An 18,384-nucleotide genomic window follows, 5' to 3' on the forward strand; every position below is an offset into this window, starting at 1 on the left:
AACGATCCGGCACGCGAAGCGATCCATACGGTATTCCTGTATCACGCGATCAAGGCCGGCATGACGATGGGTATCGTCAACGCAGGTATGGTCGGCGTCTACGACAATCTGCCGGCCGAGTTGAAGGAACGCGTCGAAGACGTGGTGCTGAATCGTCGCGAAGATGCAACCGAGCGCATGATTGAAATCGCATCGACGCTAAAGGCTGACGACAAGAAGGAAGAAGCCACGCTGGAATGGCGCAGCGGTACTGTGCAGCAGCGCCTGGCGCATGCGCTGGTGCAAGGCATCACGCAATGGATCGTTGAAGATACGGAAGAAGCACGTCAGGAATTGCTGAAAAATGGCGGCCGGCCTATCCATGTGATCGAAGGCCCGCTGATGGATGGCATGAACATCGTCGGTGATCTGTTCGGCCAGGGCAAAATGTTCTTGCCGCAAGTCGTGAAGTCGGCGCGTGTGATGAAGCAGGCAGTCGCGCATCTGATTCCATTCATCGAAGAAGAAAAACGTTTGCTGCAGGAGCAGACCGGCGTGGTCAGCAAGCCGAAAGGAAAGATCGTCATTGCTACGGTCAAGGGCGACGTGCATGACATCGGCAAGAACATCGTGTCGGTCGTGCTGCAATGTAATAACTTCGAAGTCGTCAACATGGGCGTGATGGTGCCATGCTCGGAAATCCTCGCGAAGGCGAAGGAAGAAAACGCCGACATCATCGGCTTGTCGGGTTTGATTACGCCGTCACTGGAAGAAATGGCTTACGTTGCGAAAGAAATGCAGCGCGACGAATACTTCCGTGGCTTGAAAACACCGCTGCTGATCGGCGGTGCGACCACCAGCCGTGCGCATACCGCAGTCAAGATCGCGCACAACTACGATGGCCCGGTCGTGTATGTGCCGGATGCCTCGCGTTCGGTATCAGTCGCACAATCCTTGCTGACGCCGGAAAGTCGCGATCAGTACATCGCTGACATTGCGACCGATTACGAACGTATACGCGTACAGCATGCAAACAAGAAGGCCGTGCCCATGCTGAGCCTGACGGAGGCGCGCGCCAACAAGATGCAAGTGGAATTCACCGGAAAATATGCGCCGGTCAAACCAAAGTTCATCGGCCGTCGCGTATTCAAGAATGTCGATCTGGCGACGATTGCGCAATACATTGATTGGGGTCCGTTCTTCCAGACCTGGGATCTGGCCGGCCCCTACCCGGCGATTCTGAAGGATGAAGTGGTTGGCGATGCCGCGACCAAGGTGTTTGCCGAAGGTCAGGCCTTGCTGAAGAAAATCATCGAAGGTCGCTGGCTGACCGCCAACGGCGTGATTGCATTGCTGCCGGCAAATACCGTCAATGATGACGACATCGAGGTCTACACCGATGAAACGCGCACCCAGGTTGCGTTCACCTATTACGGTGTGCGCCAGCAAACGGTTAAGCCGATCATCGATGGCGTGCAGCGGCCGAATCAATGTCTGGCTGATTTCATTGCACCGAAATCATCCGGCATTGCTGATTACATCGGCCTGTTTGCAGTGACGGCAGGACTCGGCATCGAAAAATACGAGAAGCGTTTTGAAGAGGCCTACGACGATTATTCTTCCATCATGCTGAAGTCGCTGGCGGATCGTCTGGCCGAAGCATTTGCCGAACACTTGCATGAGCGCGTGCGTACCGATTTGTGGGGTTATGTGCCGGATGAAGCCTTGAGCAATGAAGCGATGATCAAGGAAGAATATCGCGGCATACGCCCTGCTCCCGGCTATCCGGCGTGTCCGGAACATACGGTCAAGGCCGAGATGTTCAAGACCTTGCAGGCGGAAGAAATTGGCATGATGCTGACCGATTCGTTTGCGATGTTCCCGGGTGCGGCGGTATCGGGTTTTTACTTTGCCCATCCGGAAGCAAAATACTTCGTGGTCGGCAAGATCGGCGACGATCAGGTCAAGGATATGGCGGTGCGACGCGGCGTGTCGCAGGAAGATATTGAACGCTGGCTGGCGCCTAACCTGTCTTGATCCAGTAATGAGCGGCGATGCAATATCGCCGCATCAATAAAAAAGCTGCAGGGAATTTCCTGCAGCTTTTTTTATGTGCATCGAATGAACAGATTCAAGGCAAGGGCATGCCGTCGATGAATACTTTCAATTCACCGAGTTTGAATTGCGTCCACGTTTCATTCGTGGTCAGCGGTTCGGTGACGATGATCGCGACGCGATCGCTCGGCGTCGTCACTTCGGAAAAATCCACTTTCATGTCTTCGTCGCACAGCACTGCCTCGGCAAACGGATATTGCCGCACGATGTAATGCAGATTGGTTGAGCAATGCGCGAACAGTGCCGAGCCATCCGACAGCATCATGTTGAAAGTGCCATGCGTTGCGATCTCGGCGCACAGTTTTTCAATCGCCGCGCGTAGTTGCGGCAGCGCCGGCGGGGCATCGTCAAACTGGCGACGCAATTCCTGCAGGATGTAACAGAATGCGGTTTCGCTATCGGTATTGCCGACTGGCCGATATGAGCCGTTCAATTCCGGATTGAAATCTTTCAGATCGCCGTTATGCGCGAAGACGAAATAGCGGCCCCATAGTTCACGCACGAAGGGATGGCAGTTTTCCAGTGCGACGCGGCCTTGCGTGGCCTTGCGGATGTGGGCGATGACATTCTTGGACTTGATGGGGAAGCGCCGTATCAGTTCGGCAACGGGCGATTCGATTGCGGCCTGATAATCGACAAAATGGCGCACACCCGCACCTTCAAAAAATGCGATGCCCCAGCCGTCATTGTGGGCGTCAGTGCCGCGGCTGCGTGTTGCAAAGCCGGTAAAGCTGAACACGATATCGGTGGGAACATTGCAATTCATTCCGAGAAGCTGGCACATGTGTTTCCGTTGAGGCTGTGGTTATTCTGTTAAAGCAGGATTATCGTTACAGTAGCACGACTGCGCGCCTGTCTTTACCCAGGCTGTACGCATGTCATGACGTTTTTGTCGTGTTTTACGCATAAAGATGTGAAATATTGATGACATTCCCTGTGCAATTTGCAATGTCAAAGTCCGGTCATAATCGCCAACTAGCATGAACCCAATCAAATCAACTATCGGGCGATCTATGAGCATGCGCAATTTACTGATTCAGGGCGGCACCAGTCTTGTGCAGAATACAGCAGGCGCAACCAACTGGAGTACGCAGTCGATCACGACATCGGGGACCTGCATAGATAATATCGCTGCATTGCAAAACGATGCGCTGCGCCCGCACACCGTATTTGATGCGAGCGGCTTGCTGGTGTTGCCCGGTATGGTGGATATTCATGGCGATGCGTTCGAGCGCCAGGTGCAGCCGCGGCCGGATACCGTTTTTTCCTACGAAATTGCCCTGGCCGATACCGACCGGCAACTGGTTGCCAACGGCATCACGACGGCTTGTCATGGCTTGACCTACTCATGGGAAGGTGGTTTGCGCGGACGCGAATCGGCTATCGCCCTGCTGGAACAAGTCGCGCGACAGCGCAAGACGGCGCATGCCGATCACCGTATTCATCTGCGTTTTGAGAATCACCATGTTGATGGCCTGGCCGATGCCTTGCAATGGATACAGCAGGGGCGGATCGACATTCTCGCTTTCAATGAACATCTGCCGGCGATTGCAAAAAAGGTCGCGCTGCCGGAGAAGCTGGCGGCCTATAGTGAGCGGGCGCGTTGCGATGCCGGCGCCTATCTGCGCCGTTTGCAAAAAGCGCAAGCGCGTTCGGAGCAGGTGCCGCACGTTATCGCCACGCTGGCGCAAGCCTGCCGTACACATGGCGTGCCTATGGCTTCGCACGACGATGAAACCTTCCTGCAGCGCGAGCGTTATCAGGAACTTGGCGTGATGATCAGCGAATTTCCGCGTACTGAAGAAGCATTGCTGACAGCGATGGGCCTGGACAATCAGGTTGTGATGGGGGCGCCGAATGTCCTGCTTGGGGGCAGTCATTGCGGCGGACTGGCGACCGAATATGCAGTCAGAAGCGGCATGTGCGACATGCTGGCATCCGACTATTACTATCCATCCATGTTGCATGCGGCATTCAAACTGGCACATCTGGGTTTGTGCACGCTGGCGCAGGCGTGGTGCCTGGTGGCGCAAAATCCTGCCCGTGCATTGGGGCTGGAAGATCGCGGCCATATCCGCAATGGCGGGCGTGCCGACATGGTGCTGGTTGAAGTCTCGGCGGCCGGAACGGCGCGTCTGGTGGCGACCATTGCAGCCGGCAAGCTTGTGTACTGCGCCGACCCTGCGCGCATGCATATGCCGCAGGCATATCAACTGGCTGCATGACACGACGTATGGCGCGCTATGCACTTTATTTCACGCCATCTGCCGATTCGGCATGGGGGCAGGCAGGTAGCTGCTGGCTGGGACGCGATACACGGCGGCCCGATACTGCCGAGCAGGTATCGATTCCCGGCTTGCCGAAATTATTGCTGGCCAGTCTGACGTCGGAGGCGCGGCGTTATGGTTTTCATGCCACGCTGAAAGCGCCCTTCCGTTTGCTTGATGGTTTTGACGAAACGCATGTACTTGAGATGGCGCATGCATTTTGCGCAGAGCAGAATGCCATCGTGCTGGAGCAACCGTGCGTACGCCCGCTCGACGATTTTCTAACCTTGCAGGTCAGCGGCCCGCTGGATGAAATAGGCGGCCTGGCGATGCGTTGCGTGACTTATTTCGATTTGTTGCGGGCGCCGCTGAGCAGTGTCGAACTGGCGCGACGTCGCTGTACCGGCCTGACTGCACGGCAGGAAGCCTTGCTGCAACGCTGGGGTTACGCACAGACGGAAGAATTATTCCGCTTCCACATGACATTGAGCGATGCGCTCACACAGGTGGATGCCGATGTCGTCTACGCCCTACGCAAGGCTGCCGAGCAGCATTTTGCACAGACGGCCGCAATGGCGCCGCTGGTGCTCGACGGTTTGACGATTGCGCGTGAAGAATTTCCCGGTGCGCCCTTTATTGAATGGCAGCGCATTGCGTTTTCTGCGCAGGACAAGCGCGCAACATTGCCGTCCAGCGGGCGCGTGTTCTTTTGTGTCGGCCCTTCCGGCGTCGGCAAGGATGCCTTGCTGGAATGGGTGCAGCAACATTCTTCCGCAAGCGATCGGGCGGTATTTGCGCGACGCGTGATTACCCGCCCTGCGCATTCGAATGAAATGCATGAAGTCGTCGATGTGGCGACATTCTGGCAACTGGCCGCCGGTGGCCAGTTTGCAATGGTCTGGCAAGCCAATGATTTCTGTTACGGCATCCGGCGCGGTGTTGAGGCCGACCTGAAAGCGGGACGCGATGTAATCATCAATGGTTCGCGTGCGTATATTCCGCAGTTGCGGCAGGCATTTCCCGATGCAACCGTGATCTGGATAGAAGCGAATGAAAATCTGCTGCGCGAGCGGCTGGAAGCGCGGCGCCGTGAAACGGGGCCGGCTTTGCTGAAACGTCTGAAGCGCGGCAGTGAATTCATTGCGCCCGATGAGCCGCAAGTCATACGCGTGGATAACAGTGGCCCGCTGGAAGTGGCAGGACAGCATCTGCTGAAAATATTGCGCAGTTAACTTTCTGATAGCGCGATTTTTCCGGCGTCACGAGTCGATGCAAGCGCAATCTGGCAGCGCCATAGTGCATGTCCCGAAGCCTGATATTTTTGTTCAAACGGCGTGATGGTTTGCGCAGGCGCATAGCCTTCGCAGGCAACCGTTTGCTGCGTCAACTGCTGCAGGCCGGCAGCAAATTCTTCCACGTAAATACGCCAGTTGCTGCGACATTCCAGTACGCCACCCAGTGCAACGATGGTGGGAAATACCGGATGGCCATGCCAGCGGCGCGCCAGATGCCCGATCTTCGGCCACGGATTCGGATAGAGAATGTAATGCCGGGCCAGCGCTACCCCGCTTTGCAGAAGCAGTCGCCAGTAATCCACCAGATCGGCACGCAGGCGCAGAACATTCGACGGCATTGCATGCGGCCAGTGCGTGTTGCGTGCAATGCGATCTGCCGATTGATCGACGCCGATGACAAAGTGATCCGGAAATTGCGCAGCCAGATGCAGGGTGGACAATCCGACGCCGCACGCAGCATCGAGGATCAATGGTTTTGCACCGGCCTGTTGCCATACCGTCATGCTGTGCTGAAAGGCAGCGCGATTGTAGTCAGTGATCGGTTTTTGGAATGCGTGCGCCGCATGCTTTGCCACGCGTGCATTCAATTGCTGGTGGGCTTCGTGCTGGCGGCTGATGATGAGATGAGAATTCGCGTGCATCGCGATTGAGTGAGCCGAAATGAGTGGTGAATAAATGCAAAAATGCGCTTGCAATCATTGAGCATGATAATGCAAGCGCACAAGAATGCGATCTCTTCCGCAGAAGAGAGATATGTTTAGTGGAAGATGACCGGCTGGCTCATGAATGAGCCATAGTTGTCGAGAAAATCATCGATTTCCTCCACGCTGGGTTCGGTCACTATCAAATCCTTTACGTCCCGGCGGAATAACTCTGCCTGTGCACCGGCAATGAATATTTCGCGTTTTGCCGGCTTGTCCATGATTTCATAACCGCCGAAGCGCAGGGCATCGCAATCGTCATCGACGCCGAATTCCACTACGCTGTACTGCTCGCTGTTGTAGATCACGTTCATATACTCTCCTGTTGCCTATGCAATGAAAATCATCGCGCTGATAGAGACATGGCGCAGATCGGGATAATTTCAAGACCGGAACCGAATGATCGGCCCATAACTTGGTAACGGCTTGTTACGGAGAATATTGAGTTGCACTGACGAAGATTAACAATATGATCGAAATGTCATTGTTGTTTTGTTATGCAGTGCAGGCAATGTCGCCTGTGAGTGTCAGCAGCGTGTCGTACGGTGTTTGCGTGAGGAAGAGACGCAATTGTTCGAGGTGTTCGCTGTTGGCGACGCTGATATACAAGCGTGCAGGTTTGCTGCGCAGGATGCGATTCAGGTGTACGCGCATGATCATATTGCCGGTGCAGCACATGCAGCCGGGAGCAATACGCACGATGGTCAGGAGGGAGTTGTCTGTCAGAGCATCCAGTTCGCTGCTGCCGTCGGGCAGGCCTTCCAGGATGATCGCAGTTTGCTGGTTTGCAGTGAGGTGGCCAAATATGAGAGCTTCGCGCTTGCGGGCTCCGCCGCCCGTTACCAGCGACGTCAGAGTCATAAGCCTTTTTTTGCGATCTTGCCTGGTTCAACACCGAGTTGCTTGAGTTTGCGATACAGGTGCGTGCGTTCAAGGCCGGTTTTTTCCGCCACGCGCGTCATGCTGCCGCCTTCCTGTCCCAGATGATGCTCGAAGTAGGCGCGCTCGAAAGCATCGCGCGCTTCGCGCAACGGCAGTTCAAACGAAGTGGTAAAAAATTGCGTATCGGCAGACATCAGCGATACCGGTGCGCTGGTCGGGTAGCTGATGCCGGCCAGGGGCTGGTGACTCCTGTCTGCAGATGAATGCGTATCGTTGTGGGCGATAGGCGCGCGTACCGGAATGGATGCCACGCGGGTTACTTCCTGTCCACGCGAGATGCCTTGTTGCACGGCTTTCAGGAGTTTTTGCAGCGAGATCGGCTTTTCCAGGAAATTGAGCGCACCGATGCGGGTGGCTTCAACTGCGGTGTCTATCGTTGCGTGGCCGGACATCATGATGACAGGCATGGTCAGCAAGCCATCGCGTTGCCATTCCTTGAGCAGTGTTACGCCATCGGTGTCGGGCATCCAGATATCCAGCAATACCAGATCCGGTTTTGCCGCTGCGCGCAGTTCTCTTGCCTGCTGCGCATTTTCCGCTGTTGCCACGACATGTCCTTCATCTCCCAGGATTTCCGACAGCAACTCCCGTATTCCCATTTCGTCATCAACAACTAGAATATTGGCCATCTGTTCAACTCCCTCATCATGATCGTCATCCTCTTTTGCAAGTCCTGTAGTCCAGACTTTGTCAGGAGGATAACTTTAACAGCAAAATTGCCACTTTTGCACCATTTGTACTGGTCCGGTTTTTGATGTCGATGCGCCCACCGTGCTCTTCAATGATTTTTTTCACCATTGCAAGGCCCAGTCCGGTGCCGCGCGGTTTGGATGTGATGTAGGGTTCAAACGCATGCGCGAGGATTTTCGGCGAGAAGCCGGGGCCGTTATCGGTAATCGACAGTTGTACCGCATTGTTCACGGCACCATCCGAACTTCTATAATGGATTTCTTCCGTAATAATATCAATACGCGCAGTCGATTCCTGCTTGACGTGATCGGCTACTGCATCCTGCGCATTTTGCAATAGATTGTGTATGACCTGACGCAGTTGCGTTGCATCGCCCATGACCAGCGGCAATCCTTCCGCCAGACTGGCGTGAATGATGTCGCGTTCGTCGCCGGCCAGATAGAGATGCAGAATTTCTTCAATCAGGGCATTCAGATCCAGTGGCGACAATACGGCGGGCGGCGTCTTTGCGTAGTCGCGGAAATCGTCGACCATGCGCTTCATCGCCGATACCTGGTTGACAATGGTGGCGGTGCTGCGTTCCAGTATTTGCGCATCCTGCTCGTTCAGCTTGCCTTCCAGTTTCATATGCAGGCGTTCGGCCGATAGCTGGATAGGCGTCAGCGGATTCTTGATTTCATGCGCCAGACGCCGCGCGACCTCGCCCCAGGCGATCGAGCGCTGCGCTGAAATGACATCGGAAATATCATCGAACACCACTACATAGCCGCTATCCCTGGCAGCCGGCAGGCGCGAACCGCGCGCCAGCAATGAGATATCGTTTTCCGCTTCGGCGCCGCCCATGCGGCGTGGCACATCGATCTGATGCTGCCAATGCAAGTTGTCGGGATCGGCGCCGCCGGCGGCAGATTGCGCACTTTGTTCCGAGAAGGATTGCGTGATTACTTGCGCAAATGCACTCAGGCCATCGATCTCCTGCAAGGGCTTGCCGATATGCTGGGCAAAGTCGTGCTGCAGAATACGTTCGACCGATTCATTGCAGGTCACCAGCCTGAAATGGCGATCCAGCACCATCACACCTGCCGACATATTGGCCAGCACCGATTCCAGATAGCCTTTGGCGTTTTCCAGTTCGGCGCGATTTTTTTCTACCGAGGCGCGCGCATCGGACAGTTGGCGCGTCATCGTATTGAAGGATTGCGTCAGGGTGCCGAGCTCGTCCGAGGTGGCGACGATAGGACGCGGAGAGAGATTGCCTTCTGCCACTGCCTTGGTTCCCTCGGCCAGCAGCAACAGCGGTTTGGCGAGGTCGCTGGCAATCAGGAAGGCGCCGGCAATGGCGCCGAAAATTGCCAGCAGCAATGTCAGCGTCAGCGTCACGATATAGATTTTGCGCAAGCCGGTGCGTGCGAGATAACGTTCCTGGTATTCGCTATAAGCCACGCGCAATGCTTCTGCATTGGCGGCGAGTTGCTCCGGCACCGGCTGCAGCAATTGCAGATAACGCGATTCGGATTGCAGCGACAATTCCTTGCTGGAATTCGGAATCGCAATGACTACGCGCAGCAGCAGGCTGTTCGCCGGATTGGCGGCGGAGGCGGTAATCGTATTGGTTTTGGCGTTGCTGGCGGAAGGACTGTTGTCCTGAAAATCGGTATTGCCTTCGATGACGGCGTAGGCGCGCGTCATGCGTGCCTGACGCAACATTGCAGCGGTTGGAAGATCGGGCAGCAGCGCACTGAGTCGCGACCCCGAACTGGCAATCATCTGGCCGTTGCCGCTGACAATGACTGCTTCCAGCGTCGAATTCTGGTCGCGCAGACGCGATAGCTGCGTGATCTGGGTCGCTTCCGATACGTCGGATAATTCCAGCGCCATGCTGCGTGCCTTGATCCGTAACTCATCGAGCGATGAATCGAGTGCGGAGCGGCCGAGGTTGAGACCGGATTCCAGTGCAGATTCGACACGTACGTCAAACCACGATTCGATCGAGCGCGAAACGAATTGCACGGATACCGTATAAATTACTGCACCCGGCAGGATGCCTATCATGGCGAATAACAGCACCAGCCGCGCCATCAGTTTGGAGCCGAACTTGCCGCGCTTGTAGCGTTTGTACAGGCGTATCAGCAACAGGGTAACCAGGCCCAGCAATGCGGCGGCGACGACTGCATTGAGAATCAGCAGCCACGGATAATTCCGTTCAAACAGATTGGAGTTTTCAGATGCGGAAGCGAGCAGGAACAACAGGATACTGATGACGGCACCGCCAACAACCAGTAAATAGCGAAGCAGCCGTGTCACTATCGTTCCGCCGTATAGATGAAGTGTTTCCAGTTCGAGGACAGGCGCCAATCACTGCTATTGAGCGCGTGTACCTGGAACGGCTTCGGCAACTGGGCGACGTCGAGTTGCATGCGTACTGCAACGGCATAGGACTGCCCTGCCTTTAATGCATCTTTGTCGGCCACTACCCAGCGATTGGGGCGGCGCACCAGCGATAGCGCATCGTCCAGCGTTTGAAAGCTTTGCTGCAGGCGGCCGGTAATGGCTGCGTGATACTGGCGCGTCAATACGTTGTACGAAATGCGGATGGTTTGCGAGCCGACAATTTCCTTTGCGTCAAACCAGTACCAGCGCGGCCTGGTGATTTCGATTTCCGTCGTGAAGTACAGCGGAATGCCGCGCGTCAGTGCATCTTCCAGCCCGCGGTTCAAGTCGAAGGCGAAGGTGGCGGATAAGCGGTAACCTTCGGCGCTGTCTTCCAGATGTGCCTGTTCGATTTCAATGCCATCGGCTGCACGTGCATAGCCCAGCTGCAGCGAGAACGCCAGCAGCAAGATAGTGCACAACCAGTAGAAGGGAGGAAAAAGTTTTTGTTTCACGCGTGAGAGCAGAACAATCGCCTGGCAGGTTGAAAAAGTTAAGTGAAAAGGTCAAGCTCCGGATTTTTGAAACAGGGCGTAAAACAGGCCGTCATGATCGTTTTCCGCATTTGCCGTCGGCAGCAACTGACCGGGCGCCGGCAAGCGGGTGGCACGATTACGTACCGCGAACGCTGCTGCCTGTGCTTCCGATTCCTGCGGCCATAGCGAACAAGTCACAAACAGCAATTTACCATCGGCTTGCAGCATCTGCCAAAGGTTGTCGAGAATTTGTGCTGAAATCGCTGCCAGTTGTACTGCATCGCTTTTGCGTCGCAGCCAGCGAATATCCGGATGCCGCCGCACGATGCCGGATGCGGTACATGGTACGTCGGCCAGAATGCGCTCGAAGGGTTTGCCATCCCACCAGCTGCTACTGCTGGCATCGCCGGCCAGTAAAGAGGCGTTCAATTGCAGGCGCTGCAAATTTTCGGTGATGCGCGGCAGACGGCGCTCATCGCTATCGAGTGCGGTAAGTTCAACTGCGGCAGTTTCCAGGATGTGACCGCTTTTGCCGCCCGGCGCGGCACATGCATCCAGCACGCGCATGCCGTCGCGCAGATCGAGCAGGGGCGCGGCAAGTTGAGCCGCCGCATCCTGTACCGATACCAGGCCGTCGTTGAAACCGGGAATTTGATTCACCGGCGTGGGCTGCGCCAGCCGCACGGCGACCGGGCCGATAAGGGAGGCGGCAATGCCTTGCTGTGCCAGCAGGGCGAGATAATCATTCACGCTTATCTTGCGTTGATTGACGCGCAGGGTCAGCGGCGGCGCGGCATTGCCGGCTTCGAGTATTGCCTGCCAATCACGCGGATATGCAGAACGCATGCGATCTATCCACCAGTCCGGATAATTCCAGCGCGCGAATTGCGTGCCGGCAGCACTTTTCATCAGCGCATCCCGTTCGCGCAAAAAGCGGCGCAGGATCGCGTTGACCATGCCTTTGGCATGCGCCATGTCGGTATCGGCGGCAGCTGCCGTGACGGCTTGATCGACGACTGTAAATGCGTTGTAGCGTGCGCCCGAGACTGCTTCTTCAGGATCGGAAATCAGGGCCAGCGCACAACATAGCAAACCATGCAGGATAGGCGGTTCGGTTTGCTTGGTCGTCATCGCGTTGAGCAGGGCTTCGGCACGGCCGATGTGACGCATGCAGTGATAGGAAATATCCTGAATTGCGCCGCGCGCCTGCGGCGTTGCATTGGTTTGCGCAAAAATCCTGGCCAGGGCTTGCGGCAGTGCGATGCCGCGACCGACATCGGCTACTGCCTGGGCTGCACCGTGCAAGGTAAAGGAAAGCGAATCCGGTTTTAAATGTATGGTTGTCACGTTGGATGTTGGTTGGAGCCGGTGTGTACCATGCAAGACTGCAGCCACGTTGCCGCAGCGCATGGTTTCTGGATTTTCAATGATGTGATTGTAACGGGGCCAGCCGGTGCGCGCGCATCGCGCGCGGGATAAATTGCAGAAGTTTCTTGTTTTATGTGTGAAGAGTGAATGCCGGCGCTATTCGGTCTCGGCGGAAGCGGGTTTTTTGCTGAGGGAGTGAGCGGAGTCAGTTCTGAAATGGCAACTGCTCCGCTCGTTTCATACGGGCCTTATCTCAGGACGCGCGTGGCGCCATTTAAACGCCCCACATTACATCCCGGTTTTCCGCCCGTGCGGCACGCAGCATTTCCAGCAACGGATAGGCGCGCGTTGAAAAGTGCACCGGTTCCGGTTGTTCGTGCTCGTTATCGTCACCGTCTTCGCCATGATGGGCGACGACATCACGCTTCACCGCTTCGGACGCAAAATGCGCCTTGCTTTCGATTATTTCGCCTTCCAGCAATTTGATGGCATTGTCCGTTTCTGCTGCGGTGATGACGCCGCGTTTATGATCTTTATGCAGAAGATCGAGAATGCGCTTGGCATGTTCTTCGTACATCATGACCTCGGCGGCAGCTTTGGATTTGAACGTGATCAACATGGGCAGTCTCCTTCAAGTGGACTATGACAAAACGATAGCACGATTTCAGTATGTGCTCTAGCCTTGTTATGCATGCGCTGTTTTAAATTGATGACGCAAATCGGAGCAGCGATAAATCGCTGCTAGTTCAATTTGAATGACTGGAAAAATGTGTCGACAATATCGCGTCCGACGGCTTTTTCCGGGCCGGTCACGACGAGTTGATAGACGCGTTTTTCCTTGGCAATGAAACGTGCAAACAGAATGCGCGTTTGACCGTTCGCAGTGGGCCCGGTTGCTTCTATTTCAGTGACTGCCACGGTGCCTGGCACCAGCATGGATTGCGGCATCGTCAATACTTTTTCCAGTCTGATCTTGCCGCTGATGTTGTTGACCAGTGCGGTTTTCATCGCGGTAGCGGAAACCTGTGCCTGCATGGCATCGTTCAACTCAGCAGTGCCGACGGCAAATGTCACGCCATCGACTTCCGATGCGACCATCGTCATCGAGGCGGGGATGCCGTTCAAATCGATCTTGCGTGAAAAGGTGGTCGGCTTGGTCGGCAGCGCGACGACATAGCTTGCGTTGTCGCTGTGCACTTCGCGCCAGTCGTATTTCGGCGAGCAGGCAGACAGGAAAAGAACCGTTGCAACAAGGACGGTATGACGGAACAGTGCGATGGGAAGTTTCATGTGGATGTAAGTCAAATGCAATGTGAATATGGTACCGCGCCTGCCGCTATTTTTTGCATCGATTTAAAATTGCAGGCGCGTGGAATGCTTGCTGCGTTGCCAAGCGCGTAGAATCCTTCCGGATTCTGAAGACGAACAATTCATTTTGCAACGTGTCATAAGGCGCACATCAATGGGAAAATTGCTGGCGATCGACGGTTTGAATATCGTACGGCGCGTGTACGAAGCCAATGTGGAGCCGGATACGGCGGCCAAGGCGGACGCTGCCTTGCGCCATTCGCTGGCCTCGTTCAGGAAATTGCTGGCGACGCATCAGCCCACGCATGTACTGCCGGCCTTCGATTTTGGCGGCCATACATGGCGTCATGATCTGTATCCGCAATATCGCGAAAAGCGCGAGCCGATGCCGGAAGTTTTAAAGGAACGCCTGCCGGATTTTTATATGCAACTGTCCGCGCTCGGACTCAAGGTGGTCTCCGTGCCGGAAGTGGAAGCCGACGATGTGATTGCAACAGGCGTCATGCGCTGGCTGGGCGAAGGCCGTGGCGAAACTGTCATTGCCTCCACCGACAAGGATTTGCATGTACTGATTGCGCACGGTGCGGTGATCTGGGATCACTTTAAAAGCGAATGGCACGACAGCAAATGGGTAGAGCAAAAATTCGGCGTGCCGCCGGAAATGCTGGCCGATTTGCTGGCCTTGATGGGTGATGTATCGGACAGTATTCCCGGTGTTTCCAAAGTGGGCGTCAAGACCGCTGCCAAACTGCTGCAAAGTTACGGCAATATCGAACGCATCATGACGGGTGCGGGCATACTCAAGGATAGTCTGGGCGAGAGACTGCGCAGGGATAGTGTGCAACTCGATCTTTCGCGCAAACTGGTCGAATTGAAAACCGATGTGCGCATGGGCGTGAGCTGGAATATGCTGGCATACGATGCTGCGCAGGCAGACTGAGCGCGCAAACCTTTCCCTGTTTTTAAGGCCGAATTTCTATGACTGATGTTGAGCAACTTTATATTATCCAGCAACGCAAAATGAACGCCGGCGAGAAAGATCTGCCGGTCTACGCGAAGGCGATGAGAAGCAAGGAAGGCGTCTTTGAGGGCGTCTCTTTCATACGCAATCGGGACAAGGCGACACTGATGACGCTGGCCGAGGCACAGCAAGCGGTTGCCTGGGCCAGGAAGAAAAAACCGTTGGCCGGCCTGTACGAGACCAGCATTCTTCCGGCAGCATCCTGATGCAATGTTCGGCCGGAGACGCGAGCGGCTCTGAAGGGAGAAATATGCGCAGTATTTTTTTATTGAGTCTTTTTTCTGCGACGGCGTGCATGCCAGCGACATCCGCTTTGGCTTCTTCTCCCGATGCATGGCAAGCTCTGTACAAGCAAACTGCCGATGCCTGCCTGAAAAAAAGCGCCTTGAAAAAACCGAAAATCGTGGAAGGGCCGGTGCTGTTTTCCAGTGCCATCCTGTACCGGATCAAAGGTACCTGGCCGCAGCCGCACATGAAGGGCCAGACCGGCAAAGTCTATTGCCTGCATCCGTATCCGAATGGCGCAGCTGAAATCGTTGATGCGCCTTAGTTTTGCCGGACATGTTCGTGATGTAATCATAGAACATCCTGCACTATTGTTCGCGCAAGGCCCGTCTGTATTGAATCGCTTCTGCTACATGCGCCTGCTTGATGACAGGCGAGTCAGCGAGATCGGCGATCGTGCGTGCGACTTTCAGTACGCGATGATAGGCGCGTGCCGACCAGTTCAGACGGGTCATTGCGGTGCGCAGCATCTGTTCGCCTGCTTCGTCGGGCTTGCAATGATTTTCCATCTCGCTGCCGGACAATAAATTATTGTGTTTACCCTGTCGTGCCAACTGCCGAGCGGAGGCGTGTGCCACGCGAGCGGCGACATGCGCCGACGGTTCGCCGTCGGACCGCTGGAGCAAATCATCATGCGCCACTGCACCGACTTGAATTTGCATATCGATGCGATCCAGCAAGGGACCGGAAATTTTTCCCTGGTAGCGTGTGATTACATCCGGCGTGCAACGGCATTTGTTCGACGGATGTCCGAGGTAACCACACGGACAAGGATTCATGGCGGCGATCAATTGAAATTTTGCGGGGAAATCTGCCTGTCGCGCGGCGCGTGAAATGGTGATCTGTCCCGACTCCAGCGGTTCGCGCAATACTTCCAGCACGGCGCGGCTGAATTCCGGCAATTCGTCTAAAAACAAAACGCCGCGATGTGCGAGCGAGATTTCTCCAGGTCGCGGCGTGCCCCCACCGCCAACCAGCGCCACTCCGGACGCTGTGTGATGCGGGGCCCTGTATGGGCGGATTTTCCAGCGCGCAGTGGTAAAGCCGCTGGTCAGCGAGAGGACGGCGGCCGATTCCAGTGCTTCCTCATCCGTCATTGGTGGCAGGATGCCTGCAAAGCGTGCCGCCAGCATTGACTTGCCGGTGCCTGGCGGCCCGACCATCAACATGCTGTGTCCGCCGGCCGCCGCAACTTCCAGTGCGCGTTTTGCCTGCGCCTGCCCTTTTACATCGGCCAGGTCCGGGTAACTTGGACGTGCGCTGATCGTTGTGGCAATGTGGCGTGTCAGACGCGCATCTGCATCCAATGCGGCAAAGTGGGCGCAAACCTGCAGCAGGGAATCTGCGGGCAGTATCGTAACGTCGCGCACCAGCGCGGCTTCGTCGGCATTCATGCGCGGCAAAATGAATGCGCGTGGCGGGCCGTTTTTATCGCTGTTGCGATGGATTGCAAAGGTCATCGCCAGCGCTCCGCGTATCGGACGCAGTTCGCCTGACAGCGACAACTCGCCGGCAAATTCATATTGCGCCAGTGCCTCGCCTGGTATCTGACCCGATGCGGCAAGTATGCCGAGTGCGATCGGCAGATCGAAGCGGCCGGACTCCTTGGGCAGGTCGGCTGGGGCCAGGTTGACGGTGATTCTGCGGGCGGGAAACTCAAAGCCGGCGTTCTGCAAGGCGGCGCGCACGCGATCCTTGGATTCCTTGACTTCGGTTTCCGGTAAACCAACGATGGTGAATTGCGGCAATCCATTTGCCAGGTGGACTTCTACCGTCACTTCCGGCGCGAGCATGCCCGCCAGTGCACGACTCTTCAGGACAGCCAGGCTCATGAAATTCCTTTTTAGGATTCAGTGCAATCGTTGCTGCAATCAGTGTTTGTCGTGCCTGTGGTGTTCAAGAAGGGTAATGGCCGCTTTCACGATCGCGAACATCAGTGCCCGCTCCTTGCTTGGATGATCCGAAATATGCACCACTGTTGTGCCGATATGGATAGCTTTGCCATGCGGATCGTCAGGCAGGTGCTGGTAGGCAATGTTCAGTTCGTATTCTGCAATCAGGGGGCCGCAGGCTTGCCAGTCGCGCGTCCATTTGGGTAAAACGGTGGTGTTTTCCCACAGGGAGCCTGCGCTTTCACAAAATTCTTCGACATTATGATGACCCAGCAACTGCGCCAGATGACGCTCCCTGGATACGCAACTGCGGAAATATTCTTCATCGCTCATACGCATGGCGTCACCTGTCCCCGAAATATCTCTGCTGAGCAGTCTTGTTGGCTGTAGCCGTATGCTTATTTTTTCAGTTGCGCTTCCAGTGCCGCGACCTGTGCTTCCAGTGCTTCCAGTTTGGCGCGGGTAGTGGCGAGCACTTGTGCCTGGGTATCAAACTCTTCACGCGTGACCAGATCCAGTTTGGAAAAACCCTGACTCATCATCGCCTTCACATTTTTTTCGATGTCCTTGACAGGTGAGTTTTCCAAAACCTGATTGACCTTCTCTTGCATATCGTTAAAAAAATTGAACTTGTCCATACAAAAACCTCTTTAAAAAACGGATTATTTCGGATTATTGGGCACCAATAAAGTGCAATTCATGCGAATGCGCGCTAGGAAAGTGCATATTCAAAGGTGGGAATGCGCCCAAATAGTATTGGACAACGATTAATAGTAAAAATGATAATACATCCTGTCTAAAAAAGCTGGCATGAGTCCTGCTAAATGTAGATCGAGGACAACCAATTTCGGGTTCTACATTTAACTTTAAAGGGAATATCATGAAAAAACTAATTCTTGCCGCAGCGGTAATGAGTGCGTTTGCTGGTAGTCTGGCTCACGCAGAAGAAGCCATTCCGGAACATACTTTTACCGGCAATGTTACCTTGGCGACCGATTATCGTTTTCGCGGCCTTTCCCAAACATTTAAAGAGCCTACCATCCAGGGCGGTTTCGATTACGCACATTCGAGCGGCTTCTATGTCGGCAACTGGAACTCGAATGTAGATACCAGCGCGATCAATAACGGCAACATTGAAATGGATCTGTACGGCGGCTACAAATTCGCCATCGCGCCTGACCTGACCGGTGATGTCGGTGTACTGCATTATTACTACCCGGGCGCAGAAACTGCCGCCGGCAAAAGCATCAACACCACCGAAGTCTATGTCGGTGCAACGTACAAATGGTTCTCGGCAAAATACAGTCATGCCGTTTCCGATTTCTTCGGCGTAGATAACAGCAAGGGTTCGGGCTACCTCGATCTTGGCGCTGCTTTCGAAGTTGCTGAAAAAACGACTTTGAGCTTCCACGTCGGTCGTCAAAAAGTGCGTCATAACAGCGCTTCTGATTACACCGATTACAAAGTTGGCATCGCACGCGACTTTGGTTTTGCAACGATCAGCCTGGCCGCAATCGGCACCAATGCCAAGGATGACTTGCCATTGACAAAAGGTGCAAAAACCAAAAAAACCGGCGATACCACCGCTGTATTATCCATCTCCAAAGCGTTTTAA

General features: G+C 55.1%; 20 protein-coding genes. 7 read left to right on the plus strand and 13 right to left on the minus strand.

The window, feature by feature from the left end:
• Positions 1-2,016, plus strand: a 2,016-nt coding sequence (locus ABWP27_RS01485; RefSeq protein ID WP_353152687.1) for a vitamin B12 dependent-methionine synthase activation domain-containing protein, incomplete at its 5' end; no start/stop codon positions are given.
• Between the two features lie 94 nt (positions 2,017-2,110).
• Here the strand turns inward: ABWP27_RS01485 and ABWP27_RS01490 are convergent.
• Complete coding sequence (locus ABWP27_RS01490; RefSeq protein WP_353152689.1) at positions 2,111-2,878, minus strand: class II glutamine amidotransferase; 768 nt, start codon at positions 2,876-2,878, stop codon at positions 2,111-2,113.
• 235 nt (positions 2,879-3,113) lie between these two features.
• Here ABWP27_RS01490 and ABWP27_RS01495 point away from each other — a divergent pair, with 235 nt between their 5' ends.
• Together ABWP27_RS01495 and phnN are read left to right on the plus strand one after the other, a co-directional pair.
• Positions 3,114-4,319 (plus strand): alpha-D-ribose 1-methylphosphonate 5-triphosphate diphosphatase, encoded by a 1,206-nt coding sequence (locus ABWP27_RS01495; protein WP_353152691.1) that lies wholly within the window; start codon positions 3,114-3,116, stop codon positions 4,317-4,319.
• The gene (gene phnN / locus ABWP27_RS01500) at positions 4,316-5,593 is read left to right on the plus strand and encodes a phosphonate metabolism protein/1,5-bisphosphokinase (PRPP-forming) PhnN (RefSeq protein WP_353152693.1); all 1,278 of its coding nucleotides are present in this window, start codon (positions 4,316-4,318) and stop codon (positions 5,591-5,593) included. Before ABWP27_RS01495 ends, phnN begins: the two co-directional genes overlap by 4 nt.
• On the opposite strand, the gene trmB is transcribed toward phnN, so the two are convergent.
• The 9 genes from trmB to ABWP27_RS01545 all read right to left on the minus strand — a co-directional run bounded on the left by trmB (position 5,590) and on the right by ABWP27_RS01545 (position 13,553).
• On the minus strand, positions 5,590-6,297 hold the full coding sequence (gene trmB, locus ABWP27_RS01505) for a tRNA (guanine(46)-N(7))-methyltransferase TrmB (protein ID WP_353152695.1): 708 nt from the start codon (positions 6,295-6,297) through the stop codon (positions 5,590-5,592). The two genes, phnN and trmB, sit on opposite strands and share 4 nt — an antisense overlap.
• 116 nt (positions 6,298-6,413) lie before the next feature.
• Positions 6,414-6,671: a BTH_I0359 family protein gene (locus ABWP27_RS01510; RefSeq protein ID WP_353152697.1), complete on the minus strand. Its 258-nt coding sequence runs from the start codon at positions 6,669-6,671 to the stop codon at positions 6,414-6,416.
• A 181-nt stretch (positions 6,672-6,852) separates the two neighbouring features.
• Complete coding sequence (locus tag ABWP27_RS01515) at positions 6,853-7,218, minus strand: GTP-binding protein (RefSeq protein WP_353152699.1); 366 nt, start codon at positions 7,216-7,218, stop codon at positions 6,853-6,855.
• Complete coding sequence (locus ABWP27_RS01520; RefSeq protein WP_353152701.1) at positions 7,215-7,928, minus strand: response regulator; 714 nt, start codon at positions 7,926-7,928, stop codon at positions 7,215-7,217. The genes ABWP27_RS01515 and ABWP27_RS01520 overlap by 4 nt, the downstream gene beginning before the upstream one ends.
• A 61-nt stretch (positions 7,929-7,989) precedes the next feature.
• Positions 7,990-10,293: a sensor histidine kinase gene (locus tag ABWP27_RS01525; protein ID WP_353152703.1), complete on the minus strand. Its 2,304-nt coding sequence runs from the start codon at positions 10,291-10,293 to the stop codon at positions 7,990-7,992.
• Complete coding sequence (locus ABWP27_RS01530) at positions 10,293-10,874, minus strand: DUF4390 domain-containing protein (protein WP_353152705.1); 582 nt, start codon at positions 10,872-10,874, stop codon at positions 10,293-10,295. Before ABWP27_RS01530 ends, ABWP27_RS01525 begins: the two co-directional genes overlap by 1 nt.
• Positions 10,875-10,925: 51 nt before the next feature.
• On the minus strand, positions 10,926-12,242 hold the full coding sequence (gene rsmB, locus ABWP27_RS01535; RefSeq protein WP_353152707.1) for a 16S rRNA (cytosine(967)-C(5))-methyltransferase RsmB: 1,317 nt from the start codon (positions 12,240-12,242) through the stop codon (positions 10,926-10,928).
• 295 nt (positions 12,243-12,537) lie between these two features.
• The gene (locus ABWP27_RS01540; RefSeq protein WP_353152709.1) at positions 12,538-12,882 is read right to left on the minus strand and encodes a DUF1840 domain-containing protein; all 345 of its coding nucleotides are present in this window, start codon (positions 12,880-12,882) and stop codon (positions 12,538-12,540) included.
• Between the two features lie 122 nt (positions 12,883-13,004).
• Positions 13,005-13,553: a hypothetical protein gene (locus ABWP27_RS01545; protein WP_353152711.1), complete on the minus strand. Its 549-nt coding sequence runs from the start codon at positions 13,551-13,553 to the stop codon at positions 13,005-13,007.
• A 172-nt stretch (positions 13,554-13,725) separates the two neighbouring features.
• Between ABWP27_RS01545 and ABWP27_RS01550 the strand changes: the two genes are divergently transcribed.
• The 3 genes from ABWP27_RS01550 to ABWP27_RS01560 all read left to right on the plus strand — a co-directional run bounded on the left by ABWP27_RS01550 (position 13,726) and on the right by ABWP27_RS01560 (position 15,142).
• A complete protein-coding gene (locus ABWP27_RS01550) occupies positions 13,726-14,511 on the plus strand; it encodes a 5'-3' exonuclease (RefSeq protein ID WP_353152713.1) in 786 nt (261 codons plus the stop codon).
• Positions 14,512-14,549: 38 nt separating this feature from the next.
• Positions 14,550-14,798, plus strand: a complete 249-nt coding sequence (locus ABWP27_RS01555) for a hypothetical protein (protein ID WP_353152715.1) — start codon at positions 14,550-14,552, stop codon at positions 14,796-14,798.
• An 89-nt stretch (positions 14,799-14,887) separates the two neighbouring features.
• Positions 14,888-15,142, plus strand: coding sequence for a hypothetical protein (locus ABWP27_RS01560; protein ID WP_353152717.1), 255 nt, complete (start codon positions 14,888-14,890; stop codon positions 15,140-15,142).
• 43 nt (positions 15,143-15,185) lie between these two features.
• Here the strand turns inward: ABWP27_RS01560 and ABWP27_RS01565 are convergent, their stop codons facing one another.
• From ABWP27_RS01565 to ABWP27_RS01575, 3 genes are read right to left on the minus strand one after another with little or no spacing between them, the layout of a single operon-like run.
• Complete coding sequence (locus ABWP27_RS01565) at positions 15,186-16,709, minus strand: YifB family Mg chelatase-like AAA ATPase (RefSeq protein ID WP_353152719.1); 1,524 nt, start codon at positions 16,707-16,709, stop codon at positions 15,186-15,188.
• A gap of 39 nt (positions 16,710-16,748) precedes the next feature.
• Positions 16,749-17,108 carry an aminoacyl-tRNA synthetase gene (locus tag ABWP27_RS01570; RefSeq protein WP_353152721.1) on the minus strand — a complete coding sequence of 120 codons (360 nt, stop codon included), beginning with the start codon at positions 17,106-17,108 and terminating at the stop codon, positions 16,749-16,751.
• Between the two features lie 59 nt (positions 17,109-17,167).
• Positions 17,168-17,407 (minus strand): accessory factor UbiK family protein, encoded by a 240-nt coding sequence (locus ABWP27_RS01575; RefSeq protein ID WP_353152723.1) that lies wholly within the window; start codon positions 17,405-17,407, stop codon positions 17,168-17,170.
• Between the two features lie 242 nt (positions 17,408-17,649).
• Between ABWP27_RS01575 and ABWP27_RS01580 the strand changes: the two genes are divergently transcribed.
• Positions 17,650-18,384: a TorF family putative porin gene (locus ABWP27_RS01580; RefSeq protein ID WP_353152725.1), complete on the plus strand. Its 735-nt coding sequence runs from the start codon at positions 17,650-17,652 to the stop codon at positions 18,382-18,384.

Origin of the sequence: Herminiimonas fonticola (assembly GCF_040395855.1) — a bacterium.
Lineage (GTDB): Bacteria > Pseudomonadota > Gammaproteobacteria > Burkholderiales > Burkholderiaceae_D > Oxalicibacterium > Oxalicibacterium fonticola_A.

Bases quoted from the DNA above. Each gene is read 5' to 3' on its own strand.
- ABWP27_RS01490 (WP_353152689.1), bottom strand. From the start codon at position 2,878: ATGTGCCAGCTTCTCGGAATGAATTGCAATGTTCCCACCGATATCGTG.
- ABWP27_RS01495 (WP_353152691.1), top strand. From the start codon at position 3,114: ATGCGCAATTTACTGATTCAGGGCGGCACCAGTCTTGTGCAGAATACA.
- phnN (WP_353152693.1), top strand. From the start codon at position 4,316: ATGACACGACGTATGGCGCGCTATGCACTTTATTTCACGCCATCTGCC.
- trmB (WP_353152695.1), bottom strand. From the start codon at position 6,297: ATGCACGCGAATTCTCATCTCATCATCAGCCGCCAGCACGAAGCCCAC.
- ABWP27_RS01510 (WP_353152697.1), bottom strand. From the start codon at position 6,671: ATGAACGTGATCTACAACAGCGAGCAGTACAGCGTAGTGGAATTCGGC.
- ABWP27_RS01515 (WP_353152699.1), bottom strand. From the start codon at position 7,218: ATGACTCTGACGTCGCTGGTAACGGGCGGCGGAGCCCGCAAGCGCGAA.
- ABWP27_RS01520 (WP_353152701.1), bottom strand. From the start codon at position 7,928: ATGGCCAATATTCTAGTTGTTGATGACGAAATGGGAATACGGGAGTTG.
- ABWP27_RS01540 (WP_353152709.1), bottom strand. From the start codon at position 12,882: ATGTTGATCACGTTCAAATCCAAAGCTGCCGCCGAGGTCATGATGTAC.
- ABWP27_RS01545 (WP_353152711.1), bottom strand. From the start codon at position 13,553: ATGAAACTTCCCATCGCACTGTTCCGTCATACCGTCCTTGTTGCAACG.
- ABWP27_RS01550 (WP_353152713.1), top strand. From the start codon at position 13,726: ATGGGAAAATTGCTGGCGATCGACGGTTTGAATATCGTACGGCGCGTG.
- ABWP27_RS01555 (WP_353152715.1), top strand. From the start codon at position 14,550: ATGACTGATGTTGAGCAACTTTATATTATCCAGCAACGCAAAATGAAC.
- ABWP27_RS01560 (WP_353152717.1), top strand. From the start codon at position 14,888: ATGCCAGCGACATCCGCTTTGGCTTCTTCTCCCGATGCATGGCAAGCT.
- ABWP27_RS01565 (WP_353152719.1), bottom strand. From the start codon at position 16,709: ATGAGCCTGGCTGTCCTGAAGAGTCGTGCACTGGCGGGCATGCTCGCG.
- ABWP27_RS01570 (WP_353152721.1), bottom strand. From the start codon at position 17,108: ATGCGTATGAGCGATGAAGAATATTTCCGCAGTTGCGTATCCAGGGAG.
- ABWP27_RS01575 (WP_353152723.1), bottom strand. From the start codon at position 17,407: ATGGACAAGTTCAATTTTTTTAACGATATGCAAGAGAAGGTCAATCAG.
- ABWP27_RS01580 (WP_353152725.1), top strand. From the start codon at position 17,650: ATGAAAAAACTAATTCTTGCCGCAGCGGTAATGAGTGCGTTTGCTGGT.